Raw genomic sequence first — 24,583 nt, forward strand, 5'->3', positions numbered from 1 at the left:
TAGGTACACCAAAACTCAGCCATTATGAAATAAAGTATGGCAAATATCGTTACGCTTTATAGCGTATGACAGGTTGGCCGAACTGTACGACTTCAGAGTTGTCTACCAAGATTTCATCAATGATACCGCTTTGAGTTGCTTCAAGTGGATTCATGATTTTCATGGCTTCGATAATACCTAAGGTATCACCTGCTTGAACTTTTTGCCCGACTTTTACAAATGGTGGATCATTCGGCGTTGGTGCTGAATAGAACACACCTACCATAGGTGAGCTTTCGACGTTTCCAGCTTTTGCCGCAGGTTTTGCATCAGCAGCTGCCGTTGGGGCAGCGCCAGCAGTTGGGGCTGCCATCATAGCTGGTACAGGCGCATCATAGTGACGAGTCAAACTAATATGTTCATCATCTGAACTGATTTCTAAATTCACCAGTTCACTTTCTTCCATAAGGGCGATGAGGGTGCGTATTTTTTCAATATCCATAGTTTTTATCTGGCCTTGTACTAAATTCGAGAAATAGTGTAACTAAATATTGTCTAATTAGTTGCTAATGATACCTAGATTCAGGTCAATGAGCAATCAATGTACAGTTGTTAACTGAGAATTTTTACATATTTTGACGTAAGCGCTTTGTTTAGCAAGAAATCTTCTACGATTTATCATAGTCTATGTCACTAAGTAGCGCCAGTCATGTTGTGAGATAAGGTGCTCTATCATCGATGTTAGCCCCACAGTGCTGTCAGACGTTTTTGTTGATAACGCAGACGCAGTGTCAATAGGATAGAGGATAAAAACAGACCAGTGATAAGGGCCATCCAAAACCCCTGTGCACCAACATCAGTGAAACGCACTAAATAAATACCCAGCGGTAATGCAACCAACCAATAGCAAAAGAGCGTCACCCACATCGGTATCGTCGTATCTTGCATACCACGTAATATGCCAGCGACATTGACCTGCCAGCCATCAAATAGCTGATAGGCAAGGGCAAAGATAAGCAGGTGCATAGACTGAGCTCTCACAACGGGGTTATCAGTAAATGCAGCTGCCAATTCTGGCCTAAACAACCATATACCGAGCATGCAAACGACAGCAATAAGGACTGTCCAAATAAGCCCAGTGGCTTGCACTTGGCGTAGTGCCAAGAGATTTTTTTGACCAAATCGATTTGAGATCATGATAGTGAGTGCCATAGCGACGGATATCGGTATCATGAATAGTTGTGAGGTCACGGATAGAGCCACCTGATGCGCTGCTGTCGCAATCTCACCCAATGGGCTAATAACTAGAGCACCCAAACTAAATAAGCTGGCTTCAAAAAAGATAGAGATCCCGATAGGTATACCAAGCTTTAAAAGTTTTTTTATCTGTGTACGATTTGGACGCGTAAACCCATAAAAAAAGCGAGTAGTGGCAAACTCTTTTCGCTTGGTAAAACCAGTATAAGCGGCCAATAAAAGCACATTTATCCATAATACTAACGCGGTTGCCACACCGCAGCCAGCGCCGCCCATCTCAGGCATGCCAAATAAACCATGAATAAAGATATAGTTGAGCGGTATGTCGGCCATCAGACCAATAATACTAATGACAGTCACAGGCTCAGGTCGACCCAGTGCCTCACAGTAACTGCGCAGTACGGCATAGACTGCTAGTGCAGGGAAACCAAAGGACACACCATGCAAATACTGTGTTGCGATCGGCTGAATATTCTCAGGTACACCCATGAGACCCAGAACATTGGGTGCCAAATTGACAACAACAAACCCAATAATCCCAATCACCCCTGCGGTCCATAAGGACTGCTGCGTGATATGTGGAACCTGGTCATGCTGGTTTTGACCAACCGCTTCACCAATCAGAGGGGTCGTCGCGATTAATATACCTGTCGCTAACAAAAACAGTGGGAGCCAAATACCAGATCCAACTGCCACTGCTGCCAAATCAAGCGCAGACACCTGGCCTGCCATGATAGCGTCAACAACACCAAGTGCCGCTTGGCAAAACTGAGTGATCAAAATAGGTAGGGCAAGTACGCCTAAACGTAAACTGTAGCTTTTAAAATCTTTGAAAGACAATGGAAAAACCATGGTGAGCAACTTTTTATTCTTTGCGGTAATTGTTATTAAGAGCATTATTATGAATAAGCCCGCACTACTATTAATCCGAAGAGAGCAATGCATCAAAAATGAAGCAATAGCATAAGCAGAAAAGTCGTGCCGATGATGATACCTCGATAAACGATATGAGCAAGCTCATAAAGACCAAGCACGGCAATGAAAATAAAGGTCTTAAAATAAGGGTTCTAGAATAAAGACACTAAAATAAAAATAACCCGTCGATCCAAGCAGTGGATTGACAGGTCATATATAGATAAGATGGTAAAGAAGCGGCGCTATGATGTCAACGCTTTGAAAGGTCTATATACATATTAATCATAGACGCTTTGTACTTCACTGCTTATCACCGATAAGTGATGTGTTGAATCAATAAATTAATTAATGATTCGTTGTCTGCTCTGGTAATATCTCAAGTGTCTCCGCCATATTCATAATCGCGCGCCAGTGCTTGGGTTCTAATGGGATCACTGTTAATTGTTGACAGCCTTTTCTCAGTAGTAAGGAATCTTCGAGCGCAGGCAAAAATTTTAGCTCTGATAAGGGCAACACCTCGGTAAAAGCGTGCTCAAAAGTGAGATCTACCATGTACCAACGCGGCGCTTCTTCGGTCGCAATAGGGTCGTAGTGTCGATGCTCAGGGTGAAACTGGCTAGGGTCAGGATAGCCTGCTTGGCTCACGGTCATAATACCAGCCACACCAGAGGGTTTGGCACTAGAGTGATAAAAGAAAACCTTGTCACCAACTTTCATATCATCGCGCATAAAGTTACGCGCGCGGTAGTTACGAACACCGTCCCAACCGTCGGTGCCCAAGCGCTGCAAATCTTCAATACCAAAAAATTTAGGGTTGGATTTCATTAACCAGTATGCCATATATCTATCCTTTGAATCTTTGTTTATTCTTTAATTCGTTCTTAAAACTACTAGGGTTAGTTTCTATTAACTCACCCTCAAACATGTTTTAAATAGTGTCTATTCTTAGTAAAGGCTGTTTTTAATAGAGTCTCTATATACTGCCCATAAGTTGTCATGGTGAATAGAGCGTTTATACGTGTTTTTGTTAATAGTTTTATGATAGATAGGCTTTTCTTTATCCCATCTAGTCGCTATCCTAGCGTTACTTTTGATATCGATTATTATTGCTCACTACAAAATAAGTTTATTTATGCCCAAAGTGAATACAGAAAGCATGCCAAACGACCTAAATACATTAAGTCTTACTGAACCAACGACGGATACTATCGCGGTAGATGTGACTGACATTCCATTGTCTCTTTACATTCACATTCCGTGGTGTGTGAAGAAGTGTCCTTATTGTGATTTTAATTCGCATGAGTTGCCTGTAGACAGTCAGATCTCCATATATGATGACTATGTCGATGCGTTACTGCTAGATGCCGCAATGCAGCAATCACTGGTGCAAGGTCGCAAAATTTCTTCTATATTTATCGGTGGTGGCACGCCATCTTTGTTACCTATTGCTCAGTATCAGCGATTGTTCTCTGGTTTACGGTCATGTTTTGAGTTTGCAGCAGATATAGAAGTCACGATGGAGGCCAATCCAGGAACCTTAGAACATGCTCCATTTGCGCAGTATCTAGAGGTTGGCATCAATCGGTTGTCTATCGGCGTACAGAGCTTCGCTGCTGATAAGCTGACAGCGCTTGGACGTATCCATGATCCTGTGCAAGCATTATCAGCGATTAAAGCTGCCAAATCTGCTGGATTTACGCGGGTTAATGTCGATTTGATGCACGGTCTACCGCAGCAAACTATGAAAGAAGCTCTTAATGACATTCAAATGGCGCACGATGCTGGCGCCACGCATATTTCTTGGTATCAATTAACGATTGAACCCAATACTGTGTTCTATCGTAGTCAGCCGGTCTTACCTGATGAAGATAATTTGGCAGATATTGAACAAGCAGGTCAGACATTACTGCAGCAACTGGGCTATAGCAATTATGAAGTGTCGGCATGGGCAGGCGCATCAGACAAGCCATGCCGTCATAATATAAACTATTGGCAGTTTGGCGACTATTTAGCAATAGGTGCAGGAGCGCATGGTAAAGTGACGGTTGGTTATAACCTAAACAATGAGCCGTCAACGCAAAGCAATATGCTAGAGACTGACCTAGTAGCAGAAGCAGGTATTTATCGATTCAGTAAGTCACGTCTGCCGAAGGATTACGTGGGGTCTACAGATATCACTGAGCAGTCTCATATCAAGCAAAGCGCACCCAAAATGGTTGGCTGGCAAGAGATTGATCGTGATGAGCTGGTAAGCGAGTTTATGTTGAATGCGCTGAGGTTGCATGGAGGTGTGGCTTGGTCATTGTTTGAGGAAAGAACGGGGCTTAATCTTGATAGTATTAATGAGCAAGTGGCTGGTTTGATAAAACAAGGGTTGCTGATAGACAGTGATACGCAGTTACAACCGACACTGTTAGGGCAGCGCTACCTTAATCAGATACTACGTGCTTTTTTATAAGATAAATAGCCAAAAATAAAAAAGGCTTACCAAAAAATGGTAAGCCCTTAACAAATCTAAAAAAATCATACCTTAGATTTTGTTTTGTACTTCTTGTGCGCCACCAGTGACAGCATCGCCAGCACTTGATACGTCTTGACCAAAGCCTTTGAACGTGTTGCAACCAGTTAGAACGAACATAGCAGTTAAAGATGCGATGATTACTTTTTTCATAATAGTATCCTCAAAGATAAATGGATGGTTATAAATAACAACAGTGATGCAAAGCGGTCTGCTTAAGCGTCACTGAAGGGGTATTGGATGAGACAGTCACACTTAAATGCTATCGCGTTATCCATTACAGACATCATAGAGAAAGTTAAAAACGCTGCACAGTATCAAAATGTAATTATTGGCAGTAAACTGTAACTTTTAATTACCTGTCGCTCATAAACTTAAATAACAGAGCGTTAAACATTTTTGGAGTAAATAAACATGACCATTCATATCGTGCTGGTTGGCCCAAAGATGCCGAGTAACACAGGCAATATCATTCGCCTGTGTGCCAATAGCGGGGCACAGCTGCATTTAGTCAGACCGTTAGGGTTCGAGCTTGATGATAAAAAGCTACGTCGCGCAGGACTTGATTATCACGAATATGCGCATCTACAAGTACACGATGACTGGGCAGCAGCGAAGCAGGCGTTACAGATAGCGGACTGCCATGTCATTACCGCGCTGACGACTAAACTAAGCAAACCATTCTACGATTATGACTTTGGTAAGCACTCGGACTCTGAAGCATCTGATAAGGCTGCTATGCCCAATATCGCACTGGTATTTGGTTCTGAAACGGCAGGTCTTGCAGATGATATACGTGAGGATATCGGTGCTGATAATTGGTTAAGACTGCCCATGCTGGCTGACTCGCGCAGTTTGAACTTATCCAACAGCGTCGCTATCTGCTTGTATGAAATATGGCGACAGCAAGGGTTTGCAGGCGATGAAGGTCGTAGTATCGGTTATGAGAGCTTGACAGTCTACGACCCAAAGTAGTTATTCTAGCAAACAGCGATTTGTCTGATGAGACCGATAGGATTGCTTATCCTTACTCCATAAAAAATAGAACAGAATAAGCAATGATATGAATTATAAACAGTTGGGCGGTTTGGGTAGACCAGATAAGCGGTTGACATGACGTGCAACCAAACCGGTATTAAACAGCTGCTGCAGTTTTTGATTGCTAATGTCATGTTCTGGCAAGGTCTTTTGTAGCCATTTTATCAATGGGCGCGTTGCAGGTGCGTGGTTGAACTTCTCAAAAAATGCACGCACTTGCTGCAAAACCTGCAAATGCTCAGCTTTCAAATGAACGTCTAATGTGTCAGCCAGTTGCTGCGCGATGTCAGGCGTCCAAATAGTGTGGTCACATAAGTGACCATCTTGATCCAATGCAGCCTCAGTGGCTGCTATCATCACGTTGTTACTAGTTTTGGAGTTGTGATCTGTCATAAGGCAATGGTCACCACTTTATCAAATTGACGGTCCTGAGTCAGATTGACCCATTCAGCGTCTGTTAACACGCCAGTTAGCTTGGTATCTAAATTTAGCTTGCCAGTAGTATTCGCCGAGAGCTGCGCGACATCATCTGCCAATGCATAAATAGCAGCGATGCCATCTATCTCATTATCATTTAAATAAGCACTTAGCCAGTCGATAAAAGCGACCGTTGTACCGAGCAAAACAATGCTGTCGCCATTGTGCCAAGTGCGAGACATCTCTTCAGTGCTACGTCTGAGCGTGTCCATCGTACTGTGTAATTGATATAAAGTCGCCATAAAATTATCCGATGATGTGTTTTGTTATTTTTCTGATTATATAGTCATTTAAAAAATTAAAATCTGCTCAAAGTCTTGCGAGCTGATGATCTCTGGTACCAGTGTAAGCTGTGATGCCAGATCTGTCGGTAGCATACCAATGACCCAACCGCTAAAGACATCGTCAGGTAGCCAAGCTGCGGGCATATCGTAAAGATCAAGCGACTGAATCATACCGTGCAAACGGGACTCCGTTTGCATCAACAAACCAAATACAGGCGCATCCAATGATAACTGCACCTCATGCCCAAATGTTGCTAGTGTTAGCGCCAGTGCACAGCCTTCATAACTAGCCGCTTCAGTGGGCGTATGCAACTGAATTAATAATTTCATGTTATATTCCTAAATAGGTTTGTCGCTGTTGACAGTCGTCATCGTAATGCCATCAAAACTGTATCAATCGGCAGTCATCTTGCATCATTAGAGCAAGCTCACTGAGTCCTACCAACGTAAATCCTGCAGCAAGATTGGCACCCTCTAGCTGATGTCGTGTGCTGTTGTCAGCGTCAATCACACCGCGGCTCAGTGCAGTGCTGACACAAACGGGTAGTGATAATTGATACTGCTCAGCCAACGATTGCCATTCTTTTGTTAAATCTATTTGTTCTGCTGACTGCCAACGTAGACGGTTGGCAGTATGAGCTGAATCGCCGTAAAAAAAGACATTGAGCAACGCCCGTTTGGTGTTAGGATTGTCACTATCGTTTATGTCGTTATCGTCAATTCTACTATTCTCAGAATGGTTTGAGGCCTCTCTAAGATAAGCGTGTGCATAACGTAGTGCTAGGTGCGCCAGTGGGTGGGCGGGATCAGCAGTGATGAGCAGTAATGGAGTAGTCATAAGGTGCGGTATCACATATTGTCAATAAGAGTGTTATGAAAATTAGAAGATAGTAGTGAGTGGTTACGACTGTTTTGTAGACAGCAGTTTGTTTCTTTGATTTGCTTCATTGGTTTATGGTCAGGCATATAGTCTTTAAACACTATTATATCAAAATACTATTTTTATTGGTGAGAAGAGCATGTAGCTACATTACCACGTCGCTATAGTGGTGTAACGACAGTGACGGATCAGCGACGCATTTTAGTATGCTACCATAAAGCGCTTCACATCAAATAGAGCGACTAATTACTAAACGCGTCTTTATCTTTTGTGCTGATATACCAAGTATATCTATCTGACGTTGTGACTGTCTCGTAAGAAAAAACAATAAACTTATGAGCTTGGTTCACGTAGTCTTACCATTCTATGTAAGGAGTTTTTGTCACTATGTTACCTGCTATGCCCTCACGTATGAACAGTGGTACAGATTATCAGCCGACAGCGGAGCAACTACAAGTACTACAAACAGCAAGTGAATTTGCTTATCAGATTTGGGAGAGTCGAACGGTTTCATGTCAGACGTTTTTGCGTAGTTACCCTTTGAGTAGTACGCTAACCCGTCAACAAATCGATGATCTGATACAAGATTATACGCTGGATGAAAACTACCAACTCGCTGATGAAGCCAAAGTCATGAGCGGCTTGCGTAATCTGCGTACACTGTTGATGATGCGCTGGATTTGGCAAGACGCCTTACAGATGATCAGTCTTGAGCAATTGACCGATGAGTTGTCTGAATTTGCAGATGGTTGTATTTCTTTTGCTAAAGGCTATACCTACCAGCACTTAGTTGCCAAATATGGTGAGCCAACCTTTATCAATGCCCAAGGCAATGTACAGATTGATGACATGGCAATCATGGCTATGGGTAAGCTTGGCGCTCAGGAGCTGAATTTATCAAGCGATATCGATCTAATTTTTGTGCATCAAGCGCGCGGTGAGACCAATGGTGACAAAACCAAAGGCACACGTAGTATAGACAACAAGCGTTTTATGACTAGGCTTGGTCAAGGCATTATTAAACTACTCGATAACAAGACGGCTGATGGTTTCGTGTTTCGAGTGGATATGCGCCTGCGACCATGGGGTGATGGTAGTGATTTGGCCATTCACCTGTCGGCATTACAAAAATACTTCACGATGCATGGGCGGGCGTGGGAGCGTTTTGCTTGGTTAAAGGCGCGCGTCGTTGGACAAATAGAACAGCCGTTCTATGATGAGATACAGGCACTGATCAAACCTTTTGTGTTTCGTTACTACGTTGACTATAGTGCATTCTCGGCACTTAGAGAGATGAAGTCTCTCATTCAAAATCAAGTGGCACAGCGTGAAGATCTAGACAATATCAAGCTTGGTGCGGGCGGTATCAGGGATATTGAGTTTATTGTACAAGCATTTCAGTTGATCTATGGTGGCAGGCATCCACAGCTACAAACAAAACCTTGTCTACAAGCAATGAAAGTGTTGCGTGAGCTTGGATATCTAGAGCAGTCAACCTACGATAACTTACAAGCTGCGTATCGTTTCTTGCGCCGGCTTGAGCATGGCATTCAAGCCATCAATGATCAGCAAACTCAGCGCTTACCACACGATATGCAGTGGCAGCACAATCTAGCCGTGACGCTCAATTTTGAAAACTGGCGTGCATTGCTAGATCAGCTTAACCATCACCGAGAGCTCGTCAACGTACCATTTGAGCGTATGGTCACCGAGCGTCAAGTACCTGATAACGAAGACACTGATCTAGAGCCCGAACGCTTAGATGAGCAAATTGCTCGTTTAAATGAGGTATTAACAGAAGATAATCGCGAGCTATTGCAGAGCTTCTGGCAATCAAAGATGGTGGTGAATTTAAGTGAGGAAGCAAGAGAGCGCTTAGATGATGCTTACCCTGTTATTGTCCATGCGCTACTGGCCCATCAAGAGCAGCAAAAACTTGCTAATGCCGCTTTGCCTCGACTGATTTCATTGCTTGAAGCGATTTGCCGTCGTTCCATCTATCTGGTCATGATTGCAGAAAACCCTAATGCAACGATTGAGCTGATCCCGATGCTGTCTGCCAGCCCATGGATTGCAAAAGAGCTGGCACAGTATCCTGTATTGCTAGACACCTTTTTACAGCAGCGCTACCGTCATTTGCCAGACAAACGCGAGCTACGTGATATTTTGCGTCAACAGCTGCTGCGCGTCGAGCCGAACGACGAAGAAGAGCTACTAAGCGTTTTACGACTATTTAAGAAAAACCAAATATTGGCTGTGGCTGCGAGCGATGTATTGGCTGAGCGCCCAATCATGAAAGTATCGGACTCTTTGACGTATATTGCCGAAGTAGTACTGGAGGCCGCACTAGAGCGTGCTTTTGCCGAGATCGTCAACCGTTATGGTTATCCTATCGGCCAAGATGGAGACCCTGTCACTGAAGCTGATTGCGGATTTGCTATCATAGGCTACGGAAAGCTTGGCGGCTTAGAGCTCTCATACTCGTCTGACTTGGATTTAGTGTTTTTGCATAAGATAAAAGAGCGGGGCATGACCACAGGCGAAAAATCAGTGAGCGGAATGAAGTTTGCTGCGCGCTTGGTACAGAAATTGATGAACTATCTCAATACCCAAACGCGAGATGGCAGAGCATACGAGATTGACATGCGTCTACGTCCTTCAGGCAATGCTGGCATGATGGTGGTGTCTTACCATGCGTTTGAAACGTATCAAATGGACAAAGCCTGGTCGTGGGAACATCAAGCGTTGGTACGTGCCCGAGCAATTTGTGGTGACAGACGGGTGACGGCGCTCTTTTGTAACATTCGCCGAGATGTGCTCGCCCTGCCACGGACATTGGATCAAGTGCGTAGTGAAGTCACCAGTATGCGTATCAAAATGCAGAAGCATTTGGGTACCAATCAATGGCAGCAGCAAGCGGGCAAGTTCCATCTTAAACAAGATGCAGGCGGTATCGTAGATATTGAATTCTTGGCACAGTTTGCGGTATTGGCTTATTCGCATGAGTATCCAAGCTTGACCAAATGGAGTGATAACGTTCGTATCTTCGAAGAGGTTGCCTTACTTGGTATATGGCAAGAGCAGGTCTGTCAAGATTTGAGCGATGCGTATCTCAGGATACGTGCTGCCACGCATCAACTGGCATTATCGGAGCAGTCATTGCTGGTCGATGAGTCACTTTGGCAGGAGACACGCGCATTGGTACAAGCACAGTGGCAACACCTAATGGGTGTTGAATCTACCAAAAAGTGATTGATACTTGTGTTATTGAGGTCTTGCTGATAGCTACAGAGACGCTTACACTGTAGGGCCCTATGATGATTGATAAGCGTAATTAAAAGCCATGTGCTCCCAAACCAAAAGATTTCATTTGCCAGTACGGGCAGTGATATAATCGGTCGCGCATCGTCATAGCACTGTCAGCCATTTATCATAATAATGCTGGATTTTAAGCAATAAATAAAGGCAATGCAGTGTTATCATAGGGTGTTAATCACTACTGTTAAATAAAACCTACCTAAAAAAGTTAGACGTCAGTGCTAGCATAAGGACTATAAAATGAATATGGCAACACAAGATGGCAAGCTTTGGATGAATGGCACAATAATTGAACAGCCAGATGCTAAAGTTCACGTGCTTACACACAGCTTGCATTACGGCATGGCTGTGTTTGAAGGTGTGCGCGCTTACCAAACGGCTGACAATCGCACCGCTATTTTTCGCCTAAAAGAACATACTGAGCGTCTGCTTGGTTCAGCAAAAATCTTCCAAATGGATGTGCCTTTTGATGCAGCCGCACTAGAGCAAGCACATAAAGATGTGGTCAAACAAAACAACTTAGCAGAAGCCTATATTCGTCCACTCATTTGGGTCGGTGCAGAAAAACTTGGTCTGTCTTCACGCGAAAACAGTATCAATGCTATGGTTGCCGCTTGGCATTGGGGTGCTTATCTTGGTGAAGAAGGTATCAAAAACGGTATCCGCGTAAAAACCTCTTCATTTACGCACCATATGACCAACGTGACCATGTGTAAGGCAAAAGCATCAAGCAACTATCCTGTGTCTATCATGGCGAACCAAGAAGTCACTCGTAATGGTTACGACGAAGCGATCCTTATGGATCCGCAAGGGTATGTTTGCCAAGGTGCTGGTGAAAACTTGTTCTTGGTGAAAGATGGCGTGTTACATACGCCAGATCTAGCAGGCGGTGCTCTTGACGGTATCACGCGTCGTACGATCATTCAGTTTGCTGATGACTTAGGAATTAAAGTCGTTGAGCGTCGTATCACTCGTGATGAGTTCTACTTAGCAGATGAGATCTTTATGACAGGTACAGCTGCTGAAGTTACGCCTATCCGCGAATATGATGATCGCATCATTGGTAACGGCGGCCGCGGCGAAATCACTGAAAAACTACAAACCTTGTATTTCGATGTGGTTCATGGTCGTAATGAACAGTATATGGACTGGTTAAGCTTTATTGATTAACAATGTCACTACTTCGAAGACCGAAAAGGCTGAACATAATTGTTCAGTCTTTTTTTTATGCTAATATAGCCATCATATTTATTCATAAGATTAAAGCGAGCAGTCAATGCCAACAGATTCTAATATAGTAGATGATAAAAACATTAAGCAAATTATTTGCATCAAATGGGGCACAAAGTATGGTGCTGATTATGCCAATAAACTGTATGGCATGGTGTCTCGCAATATCACACCGCCGTTTCGTTTTGTTTGTTTTACCGATGATACAACCGATGTGCGTCCAGAGATTGAGTGTCAAGAGTTACCACCACTTGATGTGAGTATGCCAACCAATACACTGGGTAAATGGCCAAAATCTCGTTTGTGGGGTGAAAAGCTAGGTGATTTGACAGGCACAGTACTGTTTGTAGATTTGGATGTCATTATAGTAGATAGTCTTGACCCTTTCTTTGAATATGGCGCGCCAGATGACGTTATTTTATCTTATAACCCAAGTAATCCATTAGAGCGCTTGGGACAGACGTCTTGCTTTAGATTTCAGGTAGGCTCGCTTGTATCATTACAAGAGAAGTTCAAAGCAGATCCACAAGGTATCGCTGACGAATATCGTTTTGAGCAGCGTTTTGTTACTCGTAATGCGCCAGGTGGCGTGAAGCTGTTTCCAAAGGCATGGGTGGCTCATTTCAGACGTAAGTGCCGTCAGCCATTTCCACTTAACTATGTTAAAGAGCCAAAGATTCCTAAAGGCGCTCGTATGGTTATCTTCCCAGGCGACTTGTATCCAACCCATGCTATTGAAGGTAGATACAACAAAAACGCGGCCAATAATGCCAAAGACCATCTAAAAAGACTTACTGAGCCCAAAAACCTAAAAAGACCCCTACGTCATTTGCGTCATTTTATTTTGCCAGTAGGATGGATTGAGAAGTATTGGAAAGAGTAGGCTGAACGTTATATTTGAGCGTTATTGCATTAGTAGAAATCAGTATTGAGGTGCTTTATTCTAATGGAAATTAGAATAGAACAAACTCTCCAGTAAGCGGATAAAATTATGAACACAGAAGATACTATTAAAGTCTTTGTTGGCTGTGACCCAAATAACTGTGATCTAGAGCAGATGATGGTATTAGATTATAGTATTCATAAACATACCAGTGTACCTGTTGAGATAGTGTGGATGCAGTTGTCGCGTGATCCTAGCAGCTATTGGTATTCCAATCCTGAGACTGGTGATGGTTGGAATACCATCAAATGGTCAACGCCGTTTTCAGGATTTCGCTGGGCAATTCCGGAATACTGTAATTATTCTGGACGAGCTATCTATATGGATGCCGATGTTGTCATATTAGATGATCTAGTAAAGTTATGGCAGCACCCTATTGAAGGGCAGTCTATAGTAGCTGCCAAGACAAATGCTGATATGACACGACTATGCACGTGCGTATGGGATTGTAAAGCTGCAAAAAGTATTGTTCTACCAACACAAAGGCTCAAGAAAGATCCTAAAAGCCATAAAGAGATGATGGCTGTCTTCAAAAAAAATACACAACTGATTGAGCCTTATCAAGACAGTTACAACTGTATAGACGGTGAGGACCTAGCATTAGAAGATATTAGGATTTTGCATTACTCAGATATGGGTACGCAATTTAGTCATAAATATGCACTGCCAAGAGTGAAAAAAGAAGGGATTGAGCATTGGTTTGATGGTGAGGTAATGCCGCACCCAAGAGAGGATTTGTCCGAGATTTTTGATATCTATTATAATGAAGCGCTTGATAATAAATATTGTTTAGATAATTATCGGGTTGAGCCTTTTGGTGATTTCCCTAAAAAATCTCAGCAAGGTTATATTGGCAATAAGGTAACTCGTCCACACGCCTCTAAGTCATTTTTCTCAAAACTATTCAAACGCTAGTTTTTAATGAAGCAGTGATAAACCTTTTTAAAAAGTCAAAGATTTATTCTATAGGTTGTCGTTTATGAAGCAGCATAAAAAAATAGCGTTACTCGTTATTAATTGTTTACAAGGCGGCGGTGCGGAACGTGTTGTGTTGACATTGGGGCAAGGGTTCTATGAATTAGGATACGAAGTACATATTCTAAGATTCAAGCCACTGGTACAGTATGATTTGAGCCAGAACCTTAATTATCATGTCCTAAAGTTTAAGCCCTATAAATTAATACCAGGGGCACAAAGACGCGATAGAGTGTTTGCGCGCGCTGTTGATAAATACGTTCTGCAACATATCGGTCAGCCTGACGTCATTTTGTCTAATCTAGATCGTGCAGATAGTATTCTAAGTAATAGCAAGCTGTCTAATATTACTTATATTATTCATAACACAGTGTCATTACTCTATAAGTTCAATAAAAATCACGATGCTGAGCAATTAAAGCAAAGAATGGTGGAGATATACGCAAAGCACCCATGTGTGTGTGTGAGCGAAGGCGCGCAAAAAGATTTTATCAAGAGCTTTGGTCGTATTACGCCAACCACTGCCATCCACAATCCAATTGATAGAGACAGTATTCAAAAGCAGGCTGATGCTTTTGTTCCTGAATATCAAAACTATATTATTCATGTTGGCAGTTTCAAAGACGCAAAACGTCATGATATCTTAGTAAAGGCTTACGCACAGACTGATCAATCTATGCCGTTATTACTCTTAGGTCAGGGCAAGCACAAGACTGAGACAGAGCAGCTGGTGGTAGAGTTGAGTTTAGTAGGCAAAGTGGTATTTCTAGGGTTTCGTGACAACCCTTTTCCCTATATTAAGCATGCGCAATTCAAAATATTAACCTCTGACTGGGAAGGCTTTGCTTTGGTTATTGCCGAAGCCCTCGTACTAAATACGCCTGTTATTAGTACCAACTGTCCATCAGGCCCAAGTGAGTTACTGCCAGAAAGTAACTTGATGCCAATGGGTGATATTGATGCCATTGCTGAAAAAATGCGTCAAGCTATGAGTGACCCACAAGCATTTTGTGCGCCATTTGATGAAGCGCTGCTACCAGTCAAAATAGCAGAAAAATACGCAGAGTTCACTCAGAAGCAATAACTGAAAAAACAGTGATATCACTGTTTTTTTAAATCGAAATACTTATCTTTAAGAATACCTGATACATGATTAATAATACTATAGAAATAAAAGAAGATCTGAATAAGAAAGAAAAAGTGTTACTTGTGATTAATTGCCTACAAGGCGGGGGTGCCGAACGTTCGGTTTTAACTCTTGGGCAAGGTTTTCATGAGTTAGGTTACGACGTCCATATTCTACGCTTCAAATCTAAAACATCTTACGAACTCAGCGATGATATTTCCTATCATCAGATTGACTTGAACGACTATAAGTCTATACCTACTAAACAACTGAGGCACTGGTACTTTGCAAAAGTATTAGACAGATACGTGATCAAAGAGATTGGCACTCCAATACTGACGCTTGCGAATTTAGACAAAGCTGATATGGTCTTGCGCCACAGCAAGCTACCTAATATTGCACACGTAATTAGAAATAATCTTTCTAAAAAAATTGAGTTGTTTAGAAGCCAAGGCAAAAAAGCAAATGAGAAAAGGTTAAGCAATATATATTCTCGGCATCCTTGCATATGTATTAGCAAAGGAGTCGAAAAAGACTTTCAGTCTACATTAGGTGTTACAAATACCACGACAATATATAACCCGATTGACCAAATACAGATCATGCAATCGGCGTCAGAGTTTGAGCCAGAGTTTAATAGTTATATTATTCATGTCGGTAGTTTTAAGACTCAAAAAGCTCATGAGGTCTTACTTAGAAGCTATGCAAAAACAAGAAAAGTGGTTCCGCTTTTGTTGTTAGGTGAGGGAGCGTTGTTAGAGCAAATGAAGATGTTGGTTGCCTCTTTAGATCTAGACCATCATGTACATTTTTTAGGTTTTCAAAAGAATCCGTATCCCTATATCCGGAAGGCAAAATTTATGGTGTTATCATCAATATTCGAAGGGTTTGGACGAGTCATTGCTGAGTCACTGGCTTTAGGCACGCCTGTCATCAGTACAGACTGCCCATCAGGTCCAAGTGAGCTATTACCATCATACAATCTTATCCCTGTAGGAGATATTGACGCTTTAGCAGAAAAAATGGATGAGGCAATGATAGATGCTAGTGTGTATGAGTCCACATTTGATAATGAGCTGCTACCAACGAATATTGCTCAACAATATATAGAGTTTATGGCAAGCAGTAATTAGGTTCTTCTTAGTCGTAGCATCGATAAAAATCGAAAGCAGTGGTTCTGAGTAAAAGTATAAAAAAGGTAGCCTAATCCAACCACCATTTAGACCAATCGTCTCTGTGTAATGCTCGTAATGTGGCAAACGCACTATCATTATGCTGTAGTTTCTCAAAAACAGATAATAGTATGCTAGTAGCTAATTTATCGACTTTCTGAAATTTATTATAACGTTTGCACATGTTTCTCAAGCTGTCATCAGTGCCGATGCGAAAATAAGTAAGACCATCGTATAGAGGCAGATCGCCTGCATAAAGCATATCGGTTTTTTCAGTTAGCAATGGCAGAGATTCAGAAGTAGCGGGCAACTGCAGGAAGTTTTTGGTTTCGTAAGTGCGCAAAGTATTCATGAGAGTCACGACATTCATCAAGATAGCTGCTCTACAAGTATCGTCTGAATGGTCAATGAATGTGTCGCAGGCAGAAACAATCCAGCGTAGCGAGAGGTGCTCTAATAAGTAGCCGCTTTCCGCCTCCCATAATCTCTCAAATTCAGCAAACGTTTTAGCTATCTTATATTTACGGCGTATCAAGATAACAAGAGTATTATGATAAAAGCAGAGCTCAGATTCACCAAGTGATTTATATTTCAAATTATTTAAATGACTTTCTAAATCTGTGCTTTTGCGCTCATCAGTTAACGCTTTAATATCACACATCGACTCAGTAATCGTTGTCGCTTTCATCTCATCAAAACTTTTGTCATTATAGTTATTGACAACCTTACCTGCATTTAGTCTTTTTTCGCTTCGAAACAGTAATAGCAGTTTTTTTTGCCAGTTTGCAGGTGTGGTCATGTCATCAAAATCCTTTGAAAAAATACAAAGATGCTAGCGTTTTAATCTCTATAATATAAGTCTTAAAGATTATCACTGCTTATCTAAACTGAATAATATCGTTGATACCAATCGACAAATTGTTTAATACCCTCTTCGATACTAGTCTCAGGTTTAAAGCCGATATCCTCTACTAACTCATCTATATCAGCATAGGTAATAGGCACATCACCTGCTTGCATGGGTAATAAGTTTTCCTGCGCTTTTTTACCACATGCGTCTTCGATAGCAGTAATGAAACGCCGCAGCGTGACTGGCTGATTGTTACCAATATTATAAATCTTGTAGGGGGCGGTTGCTGTTGTGACAGTAGAACACTGAGGAGAGGGCGCTTTGTTGATTATACGAATAATGCCGTTGACGATATCATCAATATACGTAAAGTCACGTTGCATAACACCATTATTGAAGACGTTGATGGGTTCGCCCGCCAAAATTTTCTTAGTAAAAGAAAAATATGCCATATCTGGTCGACCATAAGGGCCGTAAACCGTAAAAAAACGCAGACCTGTGGTAGGGATATTGTATAAATGACTATAGCTATGTGCCATCAGCTCGTTTGATTTTTTCGTAGCCGCATACAAGCTGATAGGAAAGTCAACGCAGTCAGCGGTGGTAAATGGTTGTTTGATATTCATACCATAAACAGAGCTCGAGCTTGCATAAATCAAGTGCTTGATATCGTAGTGACGGCACCCTTCTAATATATTAACGAATCCAACCACGTTTGAGTCGATATAGGCATTTGGGTTTTCGATAGAGTAGCGTACGCCTGCTTGAGCGCCCAGATTAACAACGGTATCGAATTGATGGGTGGCAAAAAGCTCAGACATGGCTTCGCGATCAGCAAGGTCTAACTTGATGAACGTAAATGTGTCTGGCGATGCTATCTCACCTAATATTCTTAAACGCTCTTTTTTTAAATCTACATCATAATAGTCATTGATATTATCGATACCAATAATACAATATTCGCTATCAGATACGCCCGTTTCCAATAATGCTTTGATTAAGTGGAAACCAATAAAGCCCGCCGCACCAGTGACTAAAATTTTCATTAATCGTTCCCAAATAGATCTCTAGTAAATACTTTGTCCGCCACATCTTTTATCTCATCAGATAAGCGGTTGGCGACAATCACATCACTCATTGATTTAAAGGTTTCTAAGTCCTTAATAACCCGCGAGTTAAAGAAATTATCTTCTTTCAACACAGGTTCATAGACAACGACTTCAATCCCCTTTGCTTTGATACGCTTCATGATACCTTGGATCGCAGACGCTCTAAAATTATCTGACCCGCTTTTCATTACTAAGCGATGTATGCCTACGATCTTTGGCTGTCTTTCGATAACTTTATCAGCAATAAAATCTTTGCGAGTTCTATTAGAATCGACAATAGCCTTGATCAGGTTGCTTGGTACTTCATCGTAATTTGCCAGTAGCTGCTTGGTATCTTTGGGGAGACAGTAACCGCCATAGCCAAATGAAGGATTATTATAATGATCACCAATGCGTGGGTCTAAGCCGATACCTTCGATGATTTGTTTGGTGTCAAGTCCAAAGGTTTGAGCATAAGTGTCAAGCTCATTAAAATAAGCCACGCGCATCGCTAGATAGGTATTAGAAAATAACTTAATCGCTTCAGCTTCGGTAGATTCTACAAATAATAGCGGTACGTCCTTTTTGATTGCACCTTCAAGTAATAAGTTGGCAAACACGCGAGCCTGCTCAGACTGTGCACCTACAATGATCCTAGAAGGGTAGAGGTTGTCATGTAGTGCTTTACCTTCACGCAAAAACTCAGGTGAAAATACAATGCGATCAGTCGCGTAACGTTCTCTGATACTTGCTGTATAACCCACTGGTACTGTGGACTTTATGATAATAGTCGCTTGTGAGTTCACTAAGAGCACTTGTTCAATGACCGCTTCTACTGTGGAGGTGTTGAAATAGTTAGTCTTAGTATCATAATCAGTTGGTGTGGCAACGATGATAAAGTCAGCATCTTTGTAAGCTGTACTGGCATCCAGCGTCGCAGAAAAATTGAGGTTTTTATGCGATAAAAAGTCTTCAATATCTTCATCTTCAATAGGAGATTGCTTGGCATTCAACATCTCTATCTTTTCAGCAACCACATCGACAGCGATAACTTCGTTATGCTGTGCCAGTAGCATTGCATTTGATAAGCCTACATAGCCTGTACCTACGACTGTTATTTTCATAATATATCCAAGTAATGTTTATGCTTTTATTGGTTCAAACCAAAATTGGCTAGTTCTTATAGTTGTTTAAGATTGGTAGCTGCTCAAGCTTGAGCTAACCCGCTTTAGGCTTATTCATTAATGCTTGTTACCACAGAGGTAGGTAGATAAGCTGCGAGTTTATGTGTCATGGCTTGGCTGATTTTATTGTGCAAATCTGGCTTGAGTAGGTCCAAGCTTTGAATACAACCGTACTTAATAGATTTATCTTCTAAAGCAGTAATAAAATCATCGACACTACTCTCATTTTTCAGATAATTGACAGAGGTATCAGATTTTAAATGTACTTCACTCTTTTGAATTTTCAGATGATTCATCAGTGTTATAGGATTGACCTGTGCAACATCCCTGAATTTATATTTTATCTGCTCTTCTAGCAGTTTAGGGTTATTTAACAGGTGAGCTTCTAAAATATTTCTATCAACAATATGAGGGTAGTGGTGTATCTCAAAAAATTGATCCATACCTAATATTTTAGCACTTAACATTTGGGCTATAGTATGGCGTGGTTGAACGGGGGTACCAAATAATTTCAAGCGAGATTTTCGGAAATTAAGCTTAGCGCTCAAAATAGCATTATTGCGCCACTGACCGTGAATGATCAGGTTGTTACCATCTAAGAAATCATCTATCGTCACAGGCTGGTTAAAAAAGAAATCATCATTCATATAAACAAAATAGTCAGATAGCCCTTCGATATTCCATATCATTGTCTCAATTGACCGAGTATTAAACGTAGGTAAAAACTGCTCATAACCTGAAAATATTTCTTTATGATCGACGATACGTATTTTATCTGTCGAGCAGATATTCTGCTTGGCAAACTCATCGATGAATGCAGGTTTCTGTTGGTCGGTTACAACATAAATGTGACGGCAAAAAGGCACGTATTTGATGACAGAGGCAATATTATAATATATCTCATCATCGCTTGCGAAACGCGTCGCAGATGTCGCATCTGACGCTACTGCCTTACCTGACTTATAATGCTCTCTTTTTTGTTTGAGGATAGGATCTGCGCCATCCACCCAAGCGATGACAACGTCTACTACTTTTTCATTAAGCGGCTTCATAATAGATCCTACCTTTTGGGAATACATTTTATCAAAATGCTATTATTTTTAGTAGTGACGTTAGCTCAGCTACGATATTTACTGATATCAGTGTTACCAAGGCTTCATCAATTTATAAGAACAATGTTTATCACAAGTTTGCTATGGGTAGGCAGACCAGTTACACCTATACTTAATTAATTAAAATCAGGAGGGCAAAGGTAGATGAGACTAGCATATAAAGCCAGAATGCTGCAATAAATATGGCTACTGATACACTTATTTGGGCAATCAATCATACTAATACGCTTACCAAGCTAAGCTGAGACACGCATGCCACCCGTTATTTTATTTATTCTAAAAGCGCTTGAAGGTCGCGGTGCTGAGCGTATGGTTACTACGCTAGCGAGTACTTATGTACAGATGGGCTATAACGTACATATACTATGTCTGGAAGGAACGCAGGATATGCCGTTAGATACTGGTATTCACTATCATGTCGTACCATACGATGAAGTGTTTATTGAGCAAAATCTTAATCCAGGTTCCAAACAGGCACAGGCTTATAAGAAAGTTGCGACGCGTATTGACAATTATGTGCTTAGTCGAATAGGAACACCAAATCTAACCTTGGTTAACATTTATAAATTGAACTGGATCATGACGTATAGCCGATTGCCAAATGTCGTAAATGTGCTACATACAGCGCTATCTAAACAGTTCGAGCATCAGTTATTAGACATACCAGTACAGACTCTTAATCATTTAAAAATGGTGTATGGTGCACACCCTTGTAGCTGCGTCAGTGAAGGTACACGTAAAGACTTAGTCTCGCTTTTAGGAGAAGTGACTGCTACCACAACAATCTATAATCCTTGCGACGCTGCTTGGATTCAAAGGAAATCAGTGCAAACATCATATATTGAAAAGTTTGGTTTAACCCGTAAGCAGTATATGATTCATGTGGCCTCATTTGACACTATGAAAGGGCATCGCGAGCTATTACAGGCCTATGCACAGACGGCGCAGAAGCTGCCGCTAGTACTGGTGGGTAAAGGCACGCTTGAAGCTGAGATTAAGGCGTTAGCAGTTGAGCTTAATATTAGTAACCATGTTAGGTTTTTGGGTTTTCAGACCAATCCTTATCCACTGATTGCGTCAGCGGCATTGATGGTGGTCACCTCTAATTTCGAAGGTTTTGGCTATGTTATTGTCGAAGCGCAAGCACTTGGTGTACCCGTGATCAGTACCGACTGTCCTTTTGGTCCAAGGGAGCTGTTACCAACTAGAAACTTGATAGCTGTTGGAGATATTGAAGGATTAGCCATACTTATCGATCAAGCGGTAGACAATCTTATACGTTATATCGTGCCATTAAATGAGCAACTATTGCCGAAACAGATCGCGCAGCAATATTTGGAATTTGGTCTCATATCGAATTTACTAGGTAATGAAAGTTATAAAAAAGATTATAGACCATTAAATAAGTCTTTGGAGACGGGCGAATGATTGATAACAGTAACCCCATGTGCTCTGTACGCTCTACCTAGTAAATTAAACGAGGGTACAATGCGCTCGCTCATAACTTTACTCAATGTACTTGGCGCACTGTTGCCATCGTTTTCATAAAAACGCGGTTGATCACTATTGAGTAAGTCAATACCGTATAGATGAATAGTAGCTGCAAGACGAGAAAAAGCCAGTTGGGTGGCGACATAAGCAACGGTACCTGCCTCGACAAATCCATGAGTGACATTAAGAGAAACGCCAATTTCAGCAGCGCTATGAGTGCTCGCAATAACAAAGTTTGGATGATTTATAAAGTAAGACAATGGCGTTTTTTTATTCAGTCGTTTTTTCTTAAATATAAGCTTATTGAATGATAGCTTATTTGACTTAACCCCCCACGGTCTATCCACTGGATACAATACTCGCATGGCATGATGGTAAGTGAGCATGATGTCCGGGTGAGTGGTTGCCATTGCTTCAAAGACAGCCAATGTCGCGTATAAAGGTTGACCCGTATAATGCTGCCGTAGAATTTCAGGTTGATGATTGATAAAGCGGGCATCACTGATAACATAGCCGACGATAGCATTGAAATCATGCTCTGCGGTAAGGCTGATACTGCCGTTTACAAAGATAGTTGGCGTGTCTGATAAATCTGACAATACCATCTGCTGTATTGATGGGCCTGAGGCGATAATATTGACGTCTTTTCCAAGCAAACTTTGCTCTGCTTCATTAGCATTAAAAGCATTGATAACGACGAGCTCGTTATCAATATTGAAACTAGCAGTGGTCGGTAACCTTAAATACAACGCCATACCATTTTCCAGTAGTTGACCTCAATTATTTGATATTTTAATGACTAAACGTTTACTGCCAGTGTTCTTTTAACCAAGGACTTGGCTTCACATGCCGATACCATTTACCGCCGCTACCAGCAATGGCGTCTGGTGGATTAATCTCGCCATGGAATATAACAATCTTTGCATCGTCAGGTAGTGTGGGCGCTCGCACAAAGTTAAACGGAATGGGCGCGATACATTGGTATTTAAAACTCACGCACCATGATTTATCCCAATACTCTAGATGATGATGCTCACGCAGGTAGTTAGATAGATAGGCCTGTTCATGACGTACTTGAGTGCGAATGGTCTCAAAATTTCGCTCAAAGTTTGCTAATAGATCAGGGTAGGTATTCATACCAATATTGAAACGATAGACAGAGCTATTACCAATCATACGCCATGGTTTTTTCCAATCGCGAATGATGACCACACTATCTTCATGCTTTGCTACATAAGTAAAAAAAGCATCGATATTATCAACAATGACGATGTCAATATCCAAAAATAGTGCCACACCTTTTAAATCATACAGCTCAGGCTTAAAGGTTGTGAGCTTTTTCCAGCCACGTTCAGGACCTGCGGGCAAATCCATCTCAGGTATGGGGTAACAAGCAATCGCAGGATCGATACCTGTACTGTCATCGGTCAAACAAACCATTTGAAAATCTAGTGTCAAATGACGGCTTACCATGTTGTAAAGACGATTGACGTATTCGGGACCATATTTATCACCCCATTTCATACAAATAATATAACGCTGTTCAGTATTGTTGCTACTGCGCTGCGCTGGGTCTGTAGGTACGGCTTTGGTTACGTCAGATGTCATAATACACTCGTGATGAGATAATGATAAGGTGAATATAGGATCAATAAAAAAGAAAAGAATTTGAAAGTTAGGCAATATTAGCATAACTGTGATTGATGATACGTCTAAATCATTACATGATAGCACGGTCGTTGCTAGCGATTGTTAAGCTCGGTGCTATCGCTGAGAGCCGTTAAGATCATTGTTGGAACGATCAGTAGTAGCATGATGTGCTTGAATAAAAGCTGCTAGTTTTGCTTTATCCTTTCGGTAAGGGTTGCCTAAATTAGGTATACGTTTAAACCGTCGGTAGCCCCACATATAATGACTGCAATGATCGTTGATCATATGCTCCATAGCCTGGTTGAGCGCATGAGTCGCCACTTCAGCATTACGGTCGTATAAAGCAGAATTATCGAGCTGATAGCAGTAAATATCAAAACCGCGTCCATCAGTACGACGAATACATGCGAGACCAACTAAGGCGCATTTGGTTTTGCTCGCCAATTTTGAGGCAAGGGTGCTGGTTAATGTTTTGACACCAAAGAAGGGCACGACAACGCCGCCTGAGGGGTCTGGGACATGGTCTGGCAGTACAATACTAAAGCCCCCTTGCTTGAGGGTTTTAAAGACGGCTTTTACACCGCTACCGTCAGTAGGTACCAATGTGGCATTAAGACGCGCACGACCTTGCAGGATAAACTCATTAGCGAATCTGCCGTCTACGGGCTTGTACATAATAGTTGGCGAACCAAACTGGTTGAGCCAGGCGTTCATCATCTCCCATGTACCAAGATGGGGTACGATGGCAAGCATGCCATTGGGATTGGCAAGCCCTTCTAATAGAATGTCTTTATTATGGACATCGCAAATTTGAGCGATGCTCCATTCAGGTGGCATCGCCCAGCTTTTGATAGATTCGATACTGGTCAAGCATTGATGGTAGATGATGTCTTTAGTTAGTGCGCGCTTTTGTCGCTCAGACAAGGTATCAGTAATCAGAGCCATGTTGATCCGAATGGTGCGCATGATACTTAGACTGGGTATTTTAACGATAACCCAAGCGACAAAACGTGCCAGCATCTGCAGTACAGACAGTGGCACGAATTTGAAAATATGATACGGATTCATAACCACTCACATGGCAATGAATCACGTA

At 41.8% G+C, this 24,583-nt stretch carries 24 protein-coding genes; 9 read left to right on the top strand and 15 right to left on the bottom strand.

Annotated elements, in window-relative coordinates; translation table 11 throughout:
• Nucleotides 1–49 precede the first annotated feature (49 nt).
• The 3 genes from accB to AC5JPT_RS01660 all read right to left on the bottom strand — a co-directional run bounded on the left by accB (nucleotide 50) and on the right by AC5JPT_RS01660 (nucleotide 2,991).
• Complete coding sequence (gene accB, locus AC5JPT_RS01650; protein ID WP_319050349.1) at nucleotides 50–481, bottom strand: acetyl-CoA carboxylase biotin carboxyl carrier protein; 432 nt, start codon at nucleotides 479–481, stop codon at nucleotides 50–52.
• Between the two features lie 239 nt (nucleotides 482–720).
• Complete coding sequence (locus AC5JPT_RS01655) at nucleotides 721–2,088, bottom strand: MATE family efflux transporter (RefSeq protein WP_493858409.1); 1,368 nt, start codon at nucleotides 2,086–2,088, stop codon at nucleotides 721–723.
• A 408-nt stretch (nucleotides 2,089–2,496) separates the two neighbouring features.
• Nucleotides 2,497–2,991, bottom strand: coding sequence for an EVE domain-containing protein (locus tag AC5JPT_RS01660; protein ID WP_319050350.1), 495 nt, complete (start codon nucleotides 2,989–2,991; stop codon nucleotides 2,497–2,499).
• Nucleotides 2,992–3,307: 316 nt separating this feature from the next.
• Here AC5JPT_RS01660 and hemW point away from each other — a divergent pair, with 316 nt between their 5' ends.
• Nucleotides 3,308–4,609, top strand: coding sequence for a radical SAM family heme chaperone HemW (gene hemW, locus AC5JPT_RS01665; protein WP_493858410.1), 1,302 nt, complete (start codon nucleotides 3,308–3,310; stop codon nucleotides 4,607–4,609).
• A 72-nt stretch (nucleotides 4,610–4,681) separates the two neighbouring features.
• Here the strand turns inward: hemW and AC5JPT_RS01670 are convergent, their stop codons facing one another.
• Nucleotides 4,682–4,822, bottom strand: coding sequence for an entericidin A/B family lipoprotein (locus AC5JPT_RS01670; RefSeq protein ID WP_057759705.1), 141 nt, complete (start codon nucleotides 4,820–4,822; stop codon nucleotides 4,682–4,684).
• A gap of 261 nt (nucleotides 4,823–5,083) precedes the next feature.
• On the opposite strand from AC5JPT_RS01670, the gene AC5JPT_RS01675 reads away from it, so the two are divergent.
• Nucleotides 5,084–5,644, top strand: coding sequence for a tRNA (cytidine(34)-2'-O)-methyltransferase (locus tag AC5JPT_RS01675; RefSeq protein WP_493856841.1), 561 nt, complete (start codon nucleotides 5,084–5,086; stop codon nucleotides 5,642–5,644).
• A 93-nt stretch (nucleotides 5,645–5,737) separates the two neighbouring features.
• Here the strand turns inward: AC5JPT_RS01675 and AC5JPT_RS01680 are convergent, their stop codons facing one another.
• Genes AC5JPT_RS01680 through tusD form a run of 4 tightly spaced genes read right to left on the bottom strand, consistent with a single transcriptional unit; the run spans nucleotide 5,738 to nucleotide 7,306 of the window.
• Nucleotides 5,738–6,064: a TusE/DsrC/DsvC family sulfur relay protein gene (locus tag AC5JPT_RS01680; protein ID WP_493858411.1), complete on the bottom strand. Its 327-nt coding sequence runs from the start codon at nucleotides 6,062–6,064 to the stop codon at nucleotides 5,738–5,740.
• A 32-nt stretch (nucleotides 6,065–6,096) separates the two neighbouring features.
• The gene (locus AC5JPT_RS01685; RefSeq protein ID WP_493856842.1) at nucleotides 6,097–6,426 is read right to left on the bottom strand and encodes a hypothetical protein; all 330 of its coding nucleotides are present in this window, start codon (nucleotides 6,424–6,426) and stop codon (nucleotides 6,097–6,099) included.
• Nucleotides 6,427–6,474: 48 nt separating this feature from the next.
• Complete coding sequence (locus AC5JPT_RS01690) at nucleotides 6,475–6,798, bottom strand: hypothetical protein (RefSeq protein ID WP_493856843.1); 324 nt, start codon at nucleotides 6,796–6,798, stop codon at nucleotides 6,475–6,477.
• A 52-nt stretch (nucleotides 6,799–6,850) separates the two neighbouring features.
• Nucleotides 6,851–7,306 (bottom strand): sulfurtransferase complex subunit TusD, encoded by a 456-nt coding sequence (tusD, locus tag AC5JPT_RS01695; RefSeq protein WP_493856844.1) that lies wholly within the window; start codon nucleotides 7,304–7,306, stop codon nucleotides 6,851–6,853.
• A 429-nt stretch (nucleotides 7,307–7,735) separates the two neighbouring features.
• Here tusD and glnE point away from each other — a divergent pair, with 429 nt between their 5' ends.
• The 6 genes from glnE to AC5JPT_RS01725 all read left to right on the top strand — a co-directional run bounded on the left by glnE (nucleotide 7,736) and on the right by AC5JPT_RS01725 (nucleotide 16,073).
• The gene (gene glnE, locus AC5JPT_RS01700) at nucleotides 7,736–10,600 is read left to right on the top strand and encodes a bifunctional [glutamate--ammonia ligase]-adenylyl-L-tyrosine phosphorylase/[glutamate--ammonia-ligase] adenylyltransferase (RefSeq protein WP_493856845.1); all 2,865 of its coding nucleotides are present in this window, start codon (nucleotides 7,736–7,738) and stop codon (nucleotides 10,598–10,600) included.
• 306 nt (nucleotides 10,601–10,906) lie between these two features.
• Nucleotides 10,907–11,836, top strand: a complete 930-nt coding sequence (locus AC5JPT_RS01705; RefSeq protein WP_493856846.1) for a branched-chain amino acid transaminase — start codon at nucleotides 10,907–10,909, stop codon at nucleotides 11,834–11,836.
• Nucleotides 11,837–11,942: 106 nt separating this feature from the next.
• Nucleotides 11,943–12,779 carry a glycosyl transferase gene (locus AC5JPT_RS01710; RefSeq protein ID WP_319050359.1) on the top strand — a complete coding sequence of 279 codons (837 nt, stop codon included), beginning with the start codon at nucleotides 11,943–11,945 and terminating at the stop codon, nucleotides 12,777–12,779.
• Nucleotides 12,780–12,887: 108 nt separating this feature from the next.
• Nucleotides 12,888–13,754 carry a glycosyltransferase gene (locus AC5JPT_RS01715; RefSeq protein ID WP_493856847.1) on the top strand — a complete coding sequence of 289 codons (867 nt, stop codon included), beginning with the start codon at nucleotides 12,888–12,890 and terminating at the stop codon, nucleotides 13,752–13,754.
• A 64-nt stretch (nucleotides 13,755–13,818) separates the two neighbouring features.
• Nucleotides 13,819–14,898: a glycosyltransferase gene (locus AC5JPT_RS01720; RefSeq protein WP_493856848.1), complete on the top strand. Its 1,080-nt coding sequence runs from the start codon at nucleotides 13,819–13,821 to the stop codon at nucleotides 14,896–14,898.
• A 65-nt stretch (nucleotides 14,899–14,963) separates the two neighbouring features.
• On the top strand, nucleotides 14,964–16,073 hold the full coding sequence (locus AC5JPT_RS01725) for a glycosyltransferase (RefSeq protein WP_493856849.1): 1,110 nt from the start codon (nucleotides 14,964–14,966) through the stop codon (nucleotides 16,071–16,073).
• Nucleotides 16,074–16,143: 70 nt separating this feature from the next.
• On the opposite strand, the gene AC5JPT_RS01730 is transcribed toward AC5JPT_RS01725, so the two are convergent.
• The 4 genes from AC5JPT_RS01730 to AC5JPT_RS01745 all read right to left on the bottom strand — a co-directional run bounded on the left by AC5JPT_RS01730 (nucleotide 16,144) and on the right by AC5JPT_RS01745 (nucleotide 20,286).
• The gene (locus AC5JPT_RS01730; RefSeq protein ID WP_493856850.1) at nucleotides 16,144–16,911 is read right to left on the bottom strand and encodes a hypothetical protein; all 768 of its coding nucleotides are present in this window, start codon (nucleotides 16,909–16,911) and stop codon (nucleotides 16,144–16,146) included.
• Nucleotides 16,912–16,994: 83 nt separating this feature from the next.
• Nucleotides 16,995–18,008 (bottom strand): NAD-dependent epimerase, encoded by a 1,014-nt coding sequence (locus AC5JPT_RS01735; RefSeq protein ID WP_493856851.1) that lies wholly within the window; start codon nucleotides 18,006–18,008, stop codon nucleotides 16,995–16,997.
• Entirely contained in the window at nucleotides 18,008–19,174 is a 1,167-nt protein-coding gene (locus AC5JPT_RS01740; RefSeq protein ID WP_493856852.1) for a nucleotide sugar dehydrogenase, read from the bottom strand. Before AC5JPT_RS01740 ends, AC5JPT_RS01735 begins: the two co-directional genes overlap by 1 nt.
• Before the next feature lie 110 nt (nucleotides 19,175–19,284).
• Nucleotides 19,285–20,286: a capsular polysaccharide biosynthesis protein gene (locus AC5JPT_RS01745; protein ID WP_493856853.1), complete on the bottom strand. Its 1,002-nt coding sequence runs from the start codon at nucleotides 20,284–20,286 to the stop codon at nucleotides 19,285–19,287.
• 312 nt (nucleotides 20,287–20,598) lie between these two features.
• On the opposite strand from AC5JPT_RS01745, the gene AC5JPT_RS01750 reads away from it, so the two are divergent.
• Nucleotides 20,599–21,774 carry a glycosyltransferase gene (locus AC5JPT_RS01750; RefSeq protein ID WP_493856854.1) on the top strand — a complete coding sequence of 392 codons (1,176 nt, stop codon included), beginning with the start codon at nucleotides 20,599–20,601 and terminating at the stop codon, nucleotides 21,772–21,774.
• Here the strand turns inward: AC5JPT_RS01750 and AC5JPT_RS01755 are convergent.
• The 3 genes from AC5JPT_RS01755 to AC5JPT_RS01765 all read right to left on the bottom strand — a co-directional run bounded on the left by AC5JPT_RS01755 (nucleotide 21,735) and on the right by AC5JPT_RS01765 (nucleotide 24,555).
• Nucleotides 21,735–22,592 (bottom strand): WaaZ-like lipopolysaccharide core biosynthesis protein, encoded by an 858-nt coding sequence (locus tag AC5JPT_RS01755; protein WP_493856855.1) that lies wholly within the window; start codon nucleotides 22,590–22,592, stop codon nucleotides 21,735–21,737. The genes AC5JPT_RS01750 and AC5JPT_RS01755 overlap by 40 nt on opposite strands.
• 52 nt (nucleotides 22,593–22,644) lie before the next feature.
• A complete protein-coding gene (locus tag AC5JPT_RS01760; protein ID WP_493856856.1) occupies nucleotides 22,645–23,445 on the bottom strand; it encodes a glycosyltransferase in 801 nt (266 codons plus the stop codon).
• Nucleotides 23,446–23,601: 156 nt separating this feature from the next.
• Entirely contained in the window at nucleotides 23,602–24,555 is a 954-nt protein-coding gene (locus AC5JPT_RS01765; protein ID WP_493856857.1) for a lysophospholipid acyltransferase family protein, read from the bottom strand.
• Nucleotides 24,556–24,583 lie beyond the last annotated feature (28 nt).

The sequence above is a fragment of the Psychrobacter sp. H26 genome (assembly GCF_059073035.1).

Excerpts from the sequence above, each read along its gene's own strand:
- accB (WP_319050349.1), bottom strand. The coding sequence starts at position 481 with ATGGATATTGAAAAAATACGCACCCTCATCGCCCTTATGGAAGAAAGT.
- AC5JPT_RS01655 (WP_493858409.1), bottom strand. The coding sequence starts at position 2,088 with ATGGTTTTTCCATTGTCTTTCAAAGATTTTAAAAGCTACAGTTTACGT.
- AC5JPT_RS01660 (WP_319050350.1), bottom strand. The coding sequence starts at position 2,991 with ATGGCATACTGGTTAATGAAATCCAACCCTAAATTTTTTGGTATTGAA.
- hemW (WP_493858410.1), top strand. The coding sequence starts at position 3,308 with ATGCCAAACGACCTAAATACATTAAGTCTTACTGAACCAACGACGGAT.
- AC5JPT_RS01670 (WP_057759705.1), bottom strand. The coding sequence starts at position 4,822 with ATGAAAAAAGTAATCATCGCATCTTTAACTGCTATGTTCGTTCTAACT.
- AC5JPT_RS01675 (WP_493856841.1), top strand. The coding sequence starts at position 5,084 with ATGACCATTCATATCGTGCTGGTTGGCCCAAAGATGCCGAGTAACACA.
- AC5JPT_RS01680 (WP_493858411.1), bottom strand. The coding sequence starts at position 6,064 with ATGATAGCAGCCACTGAGGCTGCATTGGATCAAGATGGTCACTTATGT.
- AC5JPT_RS01685 (WP_493856842.1), bottom strand. The coding sequence starts at position 6,426 with ATGGCGACTTTATATCAATTACACAGTACGATGGACACGCTCAGACGT.
- AC5JPT_RS01690 (WP_493856843.1), bottom strand. The coding sequence starts at position 6,798 with ATGAAATTATTAATTCAGTTGCATACGCCCACTGAAGCGGCTAGTTAT.
- tusD (WP_493856844.1), bottom strand. The coding sequence starts at position 7,306 with ATGACTACTCCATTACTGCTCATCACTGCTGATCCCGCCCACCCACTG.
- glnE (WP_493856845.1), top strand. The coding sequence starts at position 7,736 with ATGTTACCTGCTATGCCCTCACGTATGAACAGTGGTACAGATTATCAG.
- AC5JPT_RS01705 (WP_493856846.1), top strand. The coding sequence starts at position 10,907 with ATGAATATGGCAACACAAGATGGCAAGCTTTGGATGAATGGCACAATA.
- AC5JPT_RS01710 (WP_319050359.1), top strand. The coding sequence starts at position 11,943 with ATGCCAACAGATTCTAATATAGTAGATGATAAAAACATTAAGCAAATT.
- AC5JPT_RS01715 (WP_493856847.1), top strand. The coding sequence starts at position 12,888 with ATGAACACAGAAGATACTATTAAAGTCTTTGTTGGCTGTGACCCAAAT.
- AC5JPT_RS01720 (WP_493856848.1), top strand. The coding sequence starts at position 13,819 with ATGAAGCAGCATAAAAAAATAGCGTTACTCGTTATTAATTGTTTACAA.
- AC5JPT_RS01725 (WP_493856849.1), top strand. The coding sequence starts at position 14,964 with ATGATTAATAATACTATAGAAATAAAAGAAGATCTGAATAAGAAAGAA.
- AC5JPT_RS01730 (WP_493856850.1), bottom strand. The coding sequence starts at position 16,911 with ATGACCACACCTGCAAACTGGCAAAAAAAACTGCTATTACTGTTTCGA.
- AC5JPT_RS01735 (WP_493856851.1), bottom strand. The coding sequence starts at position 18,008 with ATGAAAATTTTAGTCACTGGTGCGGCGGGCTTTATTGGTTTCCACTTA.
- AC5JPT_RS01740 (WP_493856852.1), bottom strand. The coding sequence starts at position 19,174 with ATGAAAATAACAGTCGTAGGTACAGGCTATGTAGGCTTATCAAATGCA.
- AC5JPT_RS01745 (WP_493856853.1), bottom strand. The coding sequence starts at position 20,286 with ATGAAGCCGCTTAATGAAAAAGTAGTAGACGTTGTCATCGCTTGGGTG.
- AC5JPT_RS01750 (WP_493856854.1), top strand. The coding sequence starts at position 20,599 with ATGCCACCCGTTATTTTATTTATTCTAAAAGCGCTTGAAGGTCGCGGT.
- AC5JPT_RS01755 (WP_493856855.1), bottom strand. The coding sequence starts at position 22,592 with ATGGCGTTGTATTTAAGGTTACCGACCACTGCTAGTTTCAATATTGAT.
- AC5JPT_RS01760 (WP_493856856.1), bottom strand. The coding sequence starts at position 23,445 with ATGACATCTGACGTAACCAAAGCCGTACCTACAGACCCAGCGCAGCGC.
- AC5JPT_RS01765 (WP_493856857.1), bottom strand. The coding sequence starts at position 24,555 with ATGAATCCGTATCATATTTTCAAATTCGTGCCACTGTCTGTACTGCAG.